General features: G+C 66.6%; 14 protein-coding genes. 5 read left to right on the top strand and 9 right to left on the bottom strand.

Features of this window, described 5'->3' with window-relative positions; genetic code table 11:
* Positions 1–3: 3 nt before the first annotated feature.
* The 5 genes from VMV28_05505 to rnz all read right to left on the bottom strand — a co-directional run bounded on the left by VMV28_05505 (position 4) and on the right by rnz (position 5,808).
* A complete protein-coding gene (locus tag VMV28_05505; GenBank protein HUZ80054.1) occupies positions 4–2,787 on the bottom strand; it encodes a vitamin B12-dependent ribonucleotide reductase in 2,784 nt (927 codons plus the stop codon).
* A gap of 277 nt (positions 2,788–3,064) precedes the next feature.
* Positions 3,065–3,235 (bottom strand): hypothetical protein, encoded by a 171-nt coding sequence (locus tag VMV28_05510; protein ID HUZ80055.1) that lies wholly within the window; start codon positions 3,233–3,235, stop codon positions 3,065–3,067.
* Positions 3,236–3,380: 145 nt separating this feature from the next.
* Positions 3,381–3,596 (bottom strand): hypothetical protein, encoded by a 216-nt coding sequence (locus tag VMV28_05515; protein ID HUZ80056.1) that lies wholly within the window; start codon positions 3,594–3,596, stop codon positions 3,381–3,383.
* A 56-nt stretch (positions 3,597–3,652) separates the two neighbouring features.
* The gene (gene hutI, locus VMV28_05520; protein ID HUZ80057.1) at positions 3,653–4,909 is read right to left on the bottom strand and encodes an imidazolonepropionase; all 1,257 of its coding nucleotides are present in this window, start codon (positions 4,907–4,909) and stop codon (positions 3,653–3,655) included.
* Positions 4,906–5,808: a ribonuclease Z gene (gene rnz, locus VMV28_05525; protein ID HUZ80058.1), complete on the bottom strand. Its 903-nt coding sequence runs from the start codon at positions 5,806–5,808 to the stop codon at positions 4,906–4,908. Before rnz ends, hutI begins: the two co-directional genes overlap by 4 nt.
* Before the next feature lie 103 nt (positions 5,809–5,911).
* Here rnz and VMV28_05530 point away from each other — a divergent pair, with 103 nt between their 5' ends.
* From VMV28_05530 to VMV28_05550, 5 genes are all read left to right on the top strand, one after another.
* Positions 5,912–7,102 (top strand): DUF929 family protein, encoded by a 1,191-nt coding sequence (locus VMV28_05530; protein HUZ80059.1) that lies wholly within the window; start codon positions 5,912–5,914, stop codon positions 7,100–7,102.
* A 7-nt stretch (positions 7,103–7,109) separates the two neighbouring features.
* Positions 7,110–7,559 carry a vitamin K epoxide reductase family protein gene (locus VMV28_05535; protein HUZ80060.1) on the top strand — a complete coding sequence of 150 codons (450 nt, stop codon included), beginning with the start codon at positions 7,110–7,112 and terminating at the stop codon, positions 7,557–7,559.
* A 116-nt stretch (positions 7,560–7,675) separates the two neighbouring features.
* Positions 7,676–7,897 carry an ATPase gene (locus VMV28_05540; GenBank protein HUZ80061.1) on the top strand — a complete coding sequence of 74 codons (222 nt, stop codon included), beginning with the start codon at positions 7,676–7,678 and terminating at the stop codon, positions 7,895–7,897.
* A gap of 13 nt (positions 7,898–7,910) precedes the next feature.
* Positions 7,911–8,462: a V-type ATP synthase subunit E family protein gene (locus tag VMV28_05545; protein ID HUZ80062.1), complete on the top strand. Its 552-nt coding sequence runs from the start codon at positions 7,911–7,913 to the stop codon at positions 8,460–8,462.
* Between the two features lie 8 nt (positions 8,463–8,470).
* Positions 8,471–9,547: a V-type ATPase subunit gene (locus VMV28_05550; protein HUZ80063.1), complete on the top strand. Its 1,077-nt coding sequence runs from the start codon at positions 8,471–8,473 to the stop codon at positions 9,545–9,547.
* Positions 9,548–9,566: 19 nt separating this feature from the next.
* Here the strand turns inward: VMV28_05550 and VMV28_05555 are convergent, their stop codons facing one another.
* Genes VMV28_05555 through VMV28_05570 form a run of 4 tightly spaced genes read right to left on the bottom strand, consistent with a single transcriptional unit; the run spans position 9,567 to position 12,758 of the window.
* Positions 9,567–11,600, bottom strand: a complete 2,034-nt coding sequence (locus VMV28_05555) for a V-type ATPase 116kDa subunit family protein (protein ID HUZ80064.1) — start codon at positions 11,598–11,600, stop codon at positions 9,567–9,569.
* A gap of 30 nt (positions 11,601–11,630) precedes the next feature.
* Positions 11,631–11,984, bottom strand: a complete 354-nt coding sequence (locus VMV28_05560; protein HUZ80065.1) for a hypothetical protein — start codon at positions 11,982–11,984, stop codon at positions 11,631–11,633.
* Positions 11,985–11,989: 5 nt separating this feature from the next.
* Complete coding sequence (locus tag VMV28_05565; protein ID HUZ80066.1) at positions 11,990–12,130, bottom strand: hypothetical protein; 141 nt, start codon at positions 12,128–12,130, stop codon at positions 11,990–11,992.
* On the bottom strand, positions 12,108–12,758 hold the full coding sequence (locus tag VMV28_05570) for a V-type ATP synthase subunit D (protein HUZ80067.1): 651 nt from the start codon (positions 12,756–12,758) through the stop codon (positions 12,108–12,110). Before VMV28_05570 ends, VMV28_05565 begins: the two co-directional genes overlap by 23 nt.
* Positions 12,759–12,768 lie beyond the last annotated feature (10 nt).

The raw sequence follows: 12,768 nt of genomic DNA on the forward strand, positions 1-12,768 counted from the left end.
TGCCTAGGAGCAACCGCTGGTCGCCCCGCAGACCGTGCATGCGTAGCACGTCCCGCTGCGCACCATGATCCCGCCGCAGATGTGGCACGACGGAGCGTCCTCCGACATCCTTCCCGTAGAGGGAGGAGGCGGGACGAACGCATCGAGGGGCTTGACGTCGAGGCGCACGGTCGGGGCCACCGAGGCCGACGTCGGCATGCCCCCGTGACCGTTCCCGTTCAACTCCGAGGGGTTGTCGAGCCCGATGGAGTGCCGTTCCTCTTCGGTCAGGAACTCGATCGCCATCCAGCGGGCGACATAGTCCGGGATCGATTTGGCGAACCGGACCTTCGGGTTGTTGGTCGCGCCGGCGGGCTCGAAGCGCATGTGGGCGAGCTTGCGCACCAGATCCTTGAGCGGCACCCCATGCTGGAGCGCCATCGACATCGAGATCCCGAGGGAATCCATCAGGCCGTTGACCGTCGAGCCCTCCTTCGTGACCCGGAAGAACAGTTCGCCGGGACGCCCGTCGGGGTACAGCCCGACCGTGACGTAGCCGTCGTGGCCGCCGACCTGGAAGTGGTGCGTGATCGCCTTGCGCTCGTCGGGGAGGCGCTCGCGCTGGGGCGCCCGCGGACCGCCCGCGACCTTCGCGGTGCCCTTGCTGGTCTCGAACGGCTGGGAGGCCTTGCAGCCGTCCCGGTAGAGCGCGACCGACTTGATCCCCAGCTGCCAGGCCTCGAGGTAGATCTTCTCGATGTCCTCCACCGTCGCGTCGTTCGGGAGGTTGATCGTCTTGGAGGCCCCTCCCGATAGGAACGGCTGGACGGCGCCGAGCATGTGCAGGTGGCCGAGCGGGCCGATCGTTCGGTGGCCGCCCATCGGTGCGAGCGCACAGTCGAACACGCTGAGGTGTTCCGGCTTCAGGTCCGGCGCCCCCTCGATCGTTCCGTTCTTCTCGATGTGTGCGACGATCCGCTGGACCTCCGCCGGAGAGTAGCCGAGCGCGACGAGCCCGTCGGGGACCGTGCGGTTGACCATCTTGATCGCGCCGCCTCCGACAAGGTTTTTGGTCTTGACCAGCGCGAGCTCGGGCTCGAGCCCGAGAGTATCGCAGCCCATCAATAGGCCGATCGTGCCGGTCGGGGCGATGACGGAGATCTGAGCGTTGCGGTAGCCCCAGAGCTCGCCGGCCTTGACCGTGTCGTGCCAGCGGTCCGCGGCGACCCGGGCGAACGAGGTGAGGCGCGGATCGTTCGCCGGGATCTTGCCCGCGGCCGCGGAGTGCTTGCTCATGACGCGCAGCATCGGGGCGCGGTTCTTGTCGAACCCCGCGAACGGGCCGACGCGCTTGGCGATCTCGGCGCTCATGTGGTAGCCCTCCCCGGAGAGGACCGCGGAGATCGAGGTCGCGAGCGAGCGGCCCGCGTCGGAGTCGTAGGCGAGTCCGTAGTGCATCAGGAGCGCACCGAGGTTCGCATACCCGAGACCGAGAGGCCGGAAGTCGTGAGAATTCTGAGCGATCGCGGCCGTGGGATAGCTCGACGAGTCGACGAGGATCTCCATCGCGAAGATCATCGTGCGAGTGGCCTGACGGAATAGCTCGATGTCGAAGTTTCCTCGAGCATCGAGGAATTTCATCAGGTTGATCGACGCGAGGTTGCACGCCGTGTCGTCGAGGAACAAGTACTCGCTGCACGGGTTGGAGGCGTTAATGCGCCCGGAGTTGGCGCAGGTGTGCCAATCGTTCGTGACGTCGTCAAACTGCACGCCGGGATCGCCGCAGCGCCAGGCGGCGACGGCGAGCTTGCGCCAGAGATCGCGGGCCTGGTAGGCCCTCGCGATGGCGTGGTCGGTGCGATTGTACGTCTTCCACTCGCCGTCCCGCTTCACCGCCTCCATGAAGGCGTCCGGGATGCGGACGGAGTGGTTCGCGTTTTGGTAGGCGATGGAGGCGTACGCGGAATCGGGATCGGTGCCATCGAAGTTCGCGCTGTATCCTTCGCGGATGAGCGCGGCGGCCTTGTCCTCCTCCTTGACCTTGCAGTCGATGAACTCGGCGATGTCGGGGTGATCCATGTTGAGGATCACCATCTTCGCCGCGCGGCGCGTCGTCCCGCCGGACTTGATCACGCCGGCGAGGGCGTCGAACGCACGCATGAACGATACCGGGCCCGAGGCGATCCCACCTCCGCTCAGGTGCTCGTGGCTGCCGCGCAACTGCGAGAGGTTCGATCCCGTGCCGCTGCCGCCCTTGAACAGGCGTCCTTCGCTCGTCGCGAGGGCGAGGATCGAATCCATGTCGTCGGTGACCGACTGGATGAAACAGGCCGAGCACTGGGGCGGCTCGCGGACCCCGACATTGAACCAGACGGGGCTGTTGAACGCCGCCATCTGCTGGACCATGAGGTAGGAGAGGCTCTCCTCGAGCTGCGTCGACTCCTCGGGGAGATCGAGGTAGCCGAGTTCGAGGCCCTTGCGAGCGATCCAGTGGCATACGCGCCGGATCATGCCGTCGACCGAGTCTTCGCGGCGGCCCTGAATGATGCGGAAGTACTTCGACGCGGCGATGTTGATCGAGGTGTCCGACCACGACGTCGGAGCGTGGATTCCCTTCAGCTCGAAGATCGTCTTGCCCTCGGCGTTCTTGATGACCGCGTCGTAATTCCTCCACTCGACGGTGTCGAACGCGGCCTTCCCCCTCGGGGTGAGGCGGGGGACCGGGATCGGTTCGTCGCCGTAGGCGGTCGTCGGTCGGCTGTGGGCCTCCTCGTTCGAGGGGGCGGCTCGCTTCTTTGCTAGTGCCATGTACAGGCCTCTTCCCGGAGGATCAACGCGGATGTCGGACCGCAAGCGGTCACCGGCGCTACGACTCCGCGCGCTATCTCGACCTCGGTGAGGCCGCGAAACGCCCTCGAGAAACGGGCGTTTCACGCCGTGAGGCAGTGAGATGGAACGCGGGCGCCGATGCGCGGGACACCCGACGTGAACCCTCCAACACTGAGCAGAAGCGACGCGGTATATCTTAGCTCTGCCTCGTCGTCTCGATTTTGGCGTGTGGAGTCACGTTCGTCGCGTTCCGTCGTCATCGCGACGGCGTACGTGGGGCCGACGTGGCCGGAGGCGGGAGGACCCGCATGGTGCACGGCATGAGGACGCCGCAGTCCCCACAGAACATCCCCTCCTCGGCGACCCAGAGGTAGGCGCCGCAACGATCGCACTTCCGGGGATCGCCGGAATCGTTGCGGCAGACCATGGCTTCACCCGGAGCGAAGGGCTCGGGGGCTTAAACCGTCGCTCGGAGAAGCATGGAGTGGAGTCGGTGGTTTACCGCTCGGGAGAAAAATAGGGGGAGGGACCTTTCCCGGAGGAAGGGTCCCTTCGAAAGTAAGGGGTTCCGTTCAGGCGTTCTTCATCTTGGCGCGCGCGATGTAGCCCTTCTTGTCCAAGAAGTACATGTAGCCGGCCTGACGAACGATCTTCTCCGTTCCGACCTTCGCCTTGCGGCCGCTCTTGTTGAGCTTCGTGGGGGTCTTCCACAGGTACCCGTCCTTCCCGAGGTAGTACAGGTATCCGTTCTCTCGCTTGATCTGCTCCTTGCCGATTTTCTCCGCCATGCTACAGGCCTCACCGGCGAGAAGATTGGCCCCCCTATTTAGAGCTGTCTTCCCATTTACGGCGGTGGAGTACGAATTCCCTGACGATAAACTAGGGCCGGAAGCGACCCGATCCGGTACGGGATGCGATCCGCGGAATCGAGCGCGAAGAGCGCGAAGTCCGCGCTCCGTCCGACCGCGATCGAACCGGCCCGGTCGGCGAGGCCCGAGGCGTGCGCGGCGTTGACGGTCGCGGCGGTGATCGCCTCCCTCGGCGAGAGCCGGGCGCTGTACACGGCGTGGGCCAGCACGAGCGGCATCGCCTCGATCCAGGAGTTCGGAGAGCAGTCCGAGCCGAGCGCTACCGCGACGCCGGCGTCGACGAGCGCCCGACCGGGGCTCGCCCGACCGGCGAGGGAAGCGAATGGGGTCACGGGCAGGATCACCGCCGTCACGCCGGCCCGCGCGAGGAGCTCAAACTCTGGGCGACCGTCCTCCAATAGATGCTCCGCCGAATGGGCCTCGAGGCGGCTCGCGAGTCGCGCGCCGCCCGATAGGGCGAACTCGTCGGCGTGGATCTTGATCCCCAAGCCGAGAGCGAGGGCCGTCCGAAGGATGCGCTCGGACTGGCGAACACTGAAGAACCCCGGTTCGCAGAAGACGTCGCAGAACCGCGCGAGTCGCTCCGCGGCTACGATCGGCAGCGTCCGGCGCGTGATCTGATCCACGTAGGCATCGGCCCGCCCACGGAACTCCGGAGGGATGGCGTGCGCGCCGAGGTAGGTCGGCACCACCTCGAACCCCGTCCGCGACGCGAGGTGACGGATCAGGCGCAGCAGGCGAAGCTCGCCCGCGTGCGAGAGGGCGTAGCCACTCTTGATTTCGAACGCGGTCGTGCCGAAGAGCGCCATCCGGCGCATCCGATCCTCGGCCGAGGCGAGCAGGATCGCGGACGAGGCCCGGCGCGTAGCGCGCACGGTCGAGTAGATCCCCCCGCCTCGGCGAGCGATCTCGGCGTACGGAACACCCCGGATCTTGAGAGCCAGCTCGGGGGCCCGATCCCCGGCGTAGAGGAGGTGGGTGTGCGCGTCCACGAACCCCGGGACGACCGTGCCGTCTCGGGCGTCCAGGTGCGCCCCCCCTCGGCGGAGGCGGATCTCTCGGCGGACCGCTCGATTGCGGCCGATCCAGGCGAAGCGGCCGTCTCGGACCGCGAATGCCGCATCGTGGCGGAGTCCGAGATCCTCCATCCTCTCCCCAATGCGTGGGACCGGACCCGCGGATAGGGTCGCGAGCTCCCCGATCCCAGTGACGAGGAGATCGGCGCGGATCATGGCTGCCGGATCAAGTGATCGAGGAGATCGCGCGCCGCTTGGGACGAGGGGAAGATGACCCGGGCCTCGGTCTCGAGAGGTCCGACCTCCTTGTATCGGGAGGAGAAGTGGGTGAGGAACAGGGTCTCGACCTGTGCGTCGCTGGCGAGTTGGGCGGCTTGGCGGGCAGAGGAGTGTCCCCACTTGTTCGCCTCGGCCTCGATGTCCGAGGAGGTCGTGGCCTCGTGGATCAGAAGGGTCGCGCGGTGGGCGAGGCGTCGGATGTCCTCGCAGGGACTCGTGTCCCCCGAGTAAACGATCGAGCGGCCCGGCCGTGGCGGTCCCTGGAGGTCGGCCGCGTGGACGATTCGGTCTCCTACGTGGACCGGTTCGCCCGCTTCCAACCGAGCGAAGTCCTTTCCCTTGATCCCCATCGCCCGGGCCCGTTCTGCGTCGAACCGTCCGCGTTTGGGGCCTTCCTCGAGCCGATAGGCGATGGTCGGCACCGGGTGCTCGGCGTGCGCGGTTCGGATGCGGTATCCGTCCAGCTCCACCGTCTGGTCGGGGGCGAGAGGGTGGATCTGGATCGGGAATCGCTGGGTGTAGTAGCCGAGGTGCAGCGCCCGCTCGACCATCTCCTTCGCGTCCGGAGGGCCATAGATGTCGAGGGGCTCCGTCCGGTTGTTCAGATTCATGCTTTGAACGAGGCCGGGGAGGCCGAGGAAGTGGTCCCCATGGAAGTGGGTGATGAAGATGCGGCGCACCCGCATGAACGATGCTGTGGACTGGAAGAACTGACGCTGCGTTCCTTCCCCGCAGTCGAACAGGACGAGCTCGCGCTCCGTGTCGAGCGCGATCGCGCTCGCGGAGCGCTCTTTGGTGGGCCAAGAGCCTGCGGTGCCGAGGAAGGTCAGGCGCATCGGGAGACCTACCCACAAAGGAGTCAAAGGGCCATCGGACGGCGAGAGAGGGCAGGCGCCGGCCGACGTAAAGGTGGAAATACACTACCCGTCTCCCGCAGGCGTGGTCGACTGGGACCGGGTCGAGGAACTCAAGCAGAAAGGGTGGGACTGGAATCGGATCGCCGCCGATCCCAAGGTCTCCTTCCACCCCGATAGCTCGGTCCAACAGGCAGGACCCGCGCTCCGTCGACTGTACTACCGGCGCCAGTCCCGAGCGGGGCGAGAGGCCCCCGCGGCTCCTACGAAGAGGGCCGACCCCGGCGTGGAGCGCAAATGGTCCATCGCCCGAGCCGGGTACCTGCTGACCCCGATCTTCGGAATCTGGTTCCTCATCGCCTACGTGGCCCCCTCTCCAGTAGGACTCCTGGTATCGGCGATCCCCTGGCTCGCCCTCGCCCTCGCCATCGCGGTGATCCTGCTCGCCGTCGGGCTTCTACGCTCCAACAAGCGCTGGACGAAGGTCTTCCGCGGAACCCTCATCTGGGGGGTGGTCGGAGGGATCGCGATCGCCGGGGTGATCGGCCTCGCGGGCTCGCTGATCTACGGGTGCCCGTACCTGCCACCCTCCTCCTCCCTGACAACCCAATCCGCGAGCGGACAGCCCTCCCAGGGCGTCCCTGCCTGGCAATCCGGAGGCATGGCGCCGTGGCAGGACGGCGGCAAACCGATCGTGTACTTCTACGCCGCGACCTGGTGTCCGTACTGTTCGGCGGCGAGTTGGTCGATATGGAAGGCGCTCACGTCGTACTCCACGTCCGTGACGAACGTTCAGACGGGGTTCTCGAGCCTCACGGATACCGCCCCGGGCACGCCGGAGATCATCCTCGCGAACGCGGCCGTCGCTTCCTCTTCGATCAGCTGGAAGGTCTCAGAGGATACCTCGGGCGTGCAAGGCAACTTCCCCGGGACGGCCAACTGCTACCAGCAGGCGTACGTGAGCGCGTATTCCGGCGGCGGAATCCCGTTCATGGTGATCAACGGTCAGATCGTCCACGCCGGTCAGATCAACCCACCCGGGAACCTCGCCGCTTACAATTACGCGAGCACGAGCGGGAGCGGCGCGAACCAGGTGAAGCAGCAGGTCGCGAACGAGAGCGGTCCGGCTTGGAACCAGGTGAGCTTCCAGGCGTACTGGATCATAGCGTTCATCGCGCACGTGCTCGGGACTCCCGTCTCACAGTTATCGACCCAATACGGATGGTCCGCCGCGACGACCTCCGCCGTCCAAGCGGACGTGAACCAGATTACGTAAGGCAAGGATGCAGACCCGTACCGTCCGCACGGTCGTCTACCTCGCCGCCGGCATCGGGATGGTCATTTCGATCTTCGCGGCGGCGGAACTCCTCGACACCGCGCTCCGGTCGGTCTGCTCGTACAGCGCCTTCTTCTCCTGCTCGGCCGTCGATGCGAGCGGGAAGACGACCTTCCTCTGGATCCCGGACTACGCTTGGGGGATCGGAGGATTCATCGGCATCATGGTCGTGAACGCCCTGGCCGAGAGCCGACCGGATGACAACCTCGGGGCCTACGGGCTTCTCGCCCTCACCACCGCCGGGATCGGGCTCGCGCTCTACTTCCTCTACGTCGAACTCGCCCTGATCAATGCGTTCTGCGTGGTCTGCTTCGCGGCCTACCTCGCGGGGTTCGCCGCGTGGGCCGGAGCGATCGAACTCACTCGCCGGACACGGATCGCGAACGCTCTGGCATAGGGGTCCCCGGATCCCCGTTCCGGCCCCCGGATTTCGCTCTACCACCGGCGGGGAATCGATCCGGCGGCGGCTCGCCTTATATATCCGGCCCGGAGTGGTGCGCGGGGTCGAGTCGAATGGCGGTGGATGCGTATGCCACACTGGCGGCGGGGATCGCGATCGCAGGTGGATTGATCGGAACGGGCATGGCCCAATCCGGGATCGGCGCGGCCGGTATGGGCATCATCGCCGAAAAGCCGGAGAAGTTCGGGCAGGTCCTGTTCTTCTTCGTGATTCCCGAAACGCTGTGGATCATCGGATTCGTGCTGGGGATCATCCTGCTGCTCGGGATCCTCTAAGGGCGCCGCGGCCATGAGCCTCGAACGCCTCGTGGGAGAGATCCGCGCTCGCGCGGAACTCGAGATCACGACGGCCGATGCGCAGGCGAAGACCGAGTCCGCGCGCATCGCGAACGAGCGAGACCAACGTCTGGAAGCGATCCGCTCCGAAGCGGCGCGAGCGACCCAGATCGAGACGAGCCGGGAGCGTGCCCAGCGCCTCGCGGCCGCGAAACTGAAGGCCCGCCAGGGCCTCTACGAGGCTCGCGAGACCCGCCTCACGGACGCAATCGGAGAGACGCGGGACCTCCTGCGCGAGTACACGAAGTCCCCCGAGTACCCGAAGGTCCTCGAGCGAATGGTCGCCGCCGCACGCCAGGAGCTCGGCGCCTCCGTGCGCATCTCCGGTCGCTCGGAGGACGCGGAACGCATCCGCTCGATCGCCGGCGGATCGTTCGATCCGACTCCCCGTACGATGCTCGGAGGGCTGATCGCGGAGACCCCCGACGGGAGCCGTCGCCTCAACTTCTCCTTCGACGAGCTGCTGCGGCTGCGCGAGGACCGGGTTCGGGAACTCCTGGCGTAGGACGGACGATGGGCGCCAACCCCTACGCGAGCTCCCACGGCCGCCTGCGGGCGGACTTCACGGCCTTCCTGCCGAAGGACCTCTTCGCCCGCATGCTCGCCGCGAAGGACGTCGGCGAGATCGTCAAGATGCTCGACGGCACGGCGTACTCCTTCGATCTCAATCAGGTCCGGGCGACCCACCAGGGCATCGCGCTGATGGAGATCGCGGTGAACCGTACGTTCGTCCGACGCAACCGGCACGCCTTCGAGGCGACGCCGTTCTCCGGCCGGCCCGTCGTCGGAGCGTACCTTCGGCGGTGGGACATCGAGAACATCAGCCTCATCCTCGCCTCCAAGGCGAAGGGCCGATCCGTCGGCGACACCGAGCAGGAGCTCGTCTCGAGCCGGGACACGCCCGCGGGCCTCATCGCGGGGAAGCTCACGCTGGACGACTTCCGCAACCTGCTCGCCCAACCGAGCGTGGAGGCGATCGCGAACCAGCTCGTGAAGTTCGGCTACGGGGCCGCGCTGCTCCCGCTCGTGGAGGAGTACTCGCGCAGCCACGACATCTTCCCGCTCCTGCATGCGCTCACGGTCCAGTACTACCACGACGTCCTCGAGGCGGCCAAGTTCTTCCAGGGCGACGAGTGGGTCGTGCGCCAGTTCCTCCAGAGCGAGATCGACGTGCGCAACGCGCTCCTCCTCCTGAAGGGCAAGGACGTCGGACTCCCGCTCGACCAGGTCATGACCCGGTTCATCGACGGGGGCACGATGGCCTCCTCCGCGACCGCCGACCCGTACGGGGCCCGCAACGTCCCCGAGCTCGTCGAGCGGCTCACCGTCCGCTTCCCCACCCTCGCCGAGGGGCTACCCGAATACGCCGATCACGCGAGCCTGACGGGCTTCGAGGCGGTGCTCCAGCGAGAACGCGCGGTCGCGGAGGCGAAGAGGATGCGGACGTACCCCCTGTCGCTCGCGGGCATCTTCACCTACCTGCTGCTCTCCGAGCTCGAACGTTCGGACCTGCGCCGGATCTCCTTCGGGAAGATCTACGGAGTGGCGGTGGAACGGATCCAACCGCTGCTCGTCTCCCCGCGCCTCTAAGGCAAAGGGGCTCCCCGCTCTACGCGGGGACGGGGGGCGCGTCGGAGGATGGGATGAACGGCCCCGCGATCGGCGAGGTCCCGACCGCGCTCGCGGCTGTGGCTTCCAGGAGCGCCGCCGTGGTGTGCGTCCGCTTCCCGCCGAACGGGCGGAACGGTCGGCCGTTGCCCGTGTAGAACTTGGAGAAGTACTCCACGAAGATCAGACGCGCGCCTTGGATCCCGGGCTCGAAGACCCCGAGGATCACGTTGAACGACTGGCCGATGATGAGGACGAGCAGCCCGACCACGATGAGGAAGCTGCCGTGGTGGATGAGGTGGAAACTGATGAAATTGATGACGCTCGCGAGGATGACGCTCGCGAGCAGGATGCCCACGAGACGAGTGTAGGAGAGGATGTGGCTCACCACCTCGATGAGCCCCATGATACCCGTCTGGATCCCCTCGCCCGCCACCATCAGGACGAGGCCGCCGATGACGGCGGCGAGGTAGAGGATGAAGAGCGGGTGGGAGAACGTGTCGGTCTTGTAGATCACCGAGAGCCCGAGGAAGGCGATCCCCCAGGCGAACACGATTCCGCCGACCTTCGCGATGGTCCCGCGGATGTGGCGGTGGAAGTACTCCTTCAGGGCGCCGAAGAGGAAGCCGAGCGTCACCATCCCGAGCCCGATGAACCCCGCGACGAGGAGCAAGAGGCCCACGTTCACACCGGGCTGGATCGGTGCGACGTAGCCGAAGTACGTGTGCAGCGGCGTGAACCCGAAGAACTCGTCGAGCACGAGGCCGAGCGCGATCGCGATGGCGCACCCCGGGAGGAGCGCGTAGCCGAGCTGTTGCATCCCTTTCGGGCCCATGATCATCTTGACGAAGTTGCGGCCCTTCTTCGGCAGGTGCTGGGCGCCGGGGAACCCCCAGATCATCCAGATCGAGACCCCGAGGATGACGAGCCCGTACCCAAAGTCACCGAGCATGAAGCCGAAGAAGATCGGGAAGACGATCGCGAAGACGAACGTCGGGTCCCACTCGTCGGCCTGCGGGAGCGAGTAGAACCGGATGAAGAACTCGTAGCGCCGGATCCCCGGTGGGTTGTCCAAGAGGGTCGGCGCCTCCTCCGTAGTAGGAACTAGGTAGAAATGCGCGCGCTGATGGCTCGCGAGGTCCACGGCCGCCTCGAGGCGCCGCAGGTCACGCTGGGGGGTCCAGCCCTCGATGGCGAAGGTGACGCGGCCGGCGCCGAGCTTGGTGTAGACCTCGAAGAGCCGGTTCTGGATGGAGAGCGCTTCCTCGAGACCGGCGACCGTCGGGTACCACTTCGCCGAGATGACGGTCAGCCGCGCGTGGATATCCGCCCGGCGTTCGGCGATCGCCGCCCGGCGCGCTTCGAGGCGGGCGCGCTCTTCGACGACCGTGCCCTGGAGGTGGGGGATCGGGGAGAGCTTGACCGCGCTCGTCGTGGCGACGCGCGAGACGATCTCGGCCTGATCGCGTGGAGCGAGCAGGAGGAACCGGCCCGGGATGTCCCCGGCGAAGAACATCGCCTCGGCCTCGGGCGGGACCGCCGCCCGCAGCGCGTCGTACGTCTCGGGGTCGGTCTCCCCCAGGAAGATGAGGTAGCTCTTCGGGTCGAGGTAGGAGAGCGGAGCGTGGTAGAAGGAGAGCTTTCCGAGGAGATCGAGGGTTTCCCCGATCGAGCGGGTCTCGCTCTGGAGCTGGTCGTCCTCACGCTGGAGTGCGCCGACGGTGTCATCGACCTCGGCCGTGGGCACGTTCTTCGCGGCGGCGAGCGTGGCGTCGAGGTCCTGGAAGGTCTGGACCGCCCCGACGGGGACGGGAGGAAGCGCGCTCTTGAGTCCCCGGAAGCGAAGCGCCTCGTCCCCCACGACCCGTTGGAGCTCATTGCCACGTTCCGGGTCGAGGTACCGTAGGGTATCGGCGCTGACGGTCTCGACTTGGGTGACCCCGAGGTCGTGGAGCGTAGTGAGGACGGCCTCGCGGTCCTCCTTCAGACCGACAATGCCGATCTTCTGCATCTTGACCGGCCGAAGAATCCCCATCGAACCTCCCGCTCCGAATGCGAACCGATGCTACTTTCCGCGGAACGAGCCGAGGACCGCGTTCAGGATCTCCTCGGAGCGCTGGGCCGGACCCTTGCCCGTACCAACGCGGGCGGCCGCGGCAGCCCTCTCCCCGTCCGCCACGATCTGCGCCGCCTCGCGGTCGGCGACTTCGCGGGCGTGCTTCAGGGCGAACTCGCGGCTCTCCCCGGCGGAGGCGCGCTCGGCCTTCACGATCGCATCGGTCTCGGCGTTCAACCGGTCGAGAACGGCCTTGCGGGCGGTGGCGGCCGCGCGGACCTTGGCTTCCCACTCGAGCTCGGCCTCCTTGACCTGCTTCAAGTCGTCGAGAGAGCCCATCGTTCCATCGGGGTTCGCGTGCATGAGTTCTAGCTTCCTCCAGTGATCTTCACGAGCAGGTAGAGAAAGAGCGCGAGCGCGCCGATCTTGATCGCGGCGGAGACGAGCCACCAGCCACGGAAGCGCCACAGCGCGACCGTCGTGGCATCAGGCGCTGGCGACGACGGCACTCGCTTCCTCCCGTTCCATCTTGCGCTTGACGGCCTTGAGCATGCTGAACGAGTCGCGTTCGAGCTCGTCGAAACGGAACTTGATGTAGCGCACGGTCGCTTCGAGCCGCGGGATCAGCACGTTCTCGATCGCGCTCGCCCGGCGCTTGGTCTTCTCGATCTCGAGCAGGAGGCGCCGGAGCGCGTTCTCCTTCTCGGCGATGTCGAGCACGACCTGGTAGATCCCCTGGAAGTGGCGGATCGATTCGTGCACGGAGGTCGGGAGATCGAGGATCGTCGCCGCGGTGACGGGGACGTACTTGCCGCGATCAACCTTCGGCGTGCGCACGCCCATGACGTTGCGCGTCGAGACCTCGACCGGGGTGAGATCCGGAAGGAGCATGGAGATGTTCTCGAGGCGCGTCGGTCCCTCGCTCATCTCCGCCATGCGGATCGATTCGTAGCCGCGGGCGATCCGCTGCTGCAGATCGCCGCGGAGCTTCATCGCCTCGCGGGAGAGGCTGAAGAACTCCGCGATCAGGGCCGAGCGCTTCAGCTTGAGCAGGTTGAGACCCTTCTTCGCGAGGAGGATCCGGCGGCGCGTCTGCAATAGGACGAGCCGCGTCGGTCGGACGTTCTCGAGCACCATCTTCCCACCT

This window comes from Thermoplasmata archaeon, assembly GCA_035532555.1.
Classification (GTDB): Archaea; Thermoplasmatota; Thermoplasmata; order Lutacidiplasmatales; family UBA184; genus Lutacidiplasma.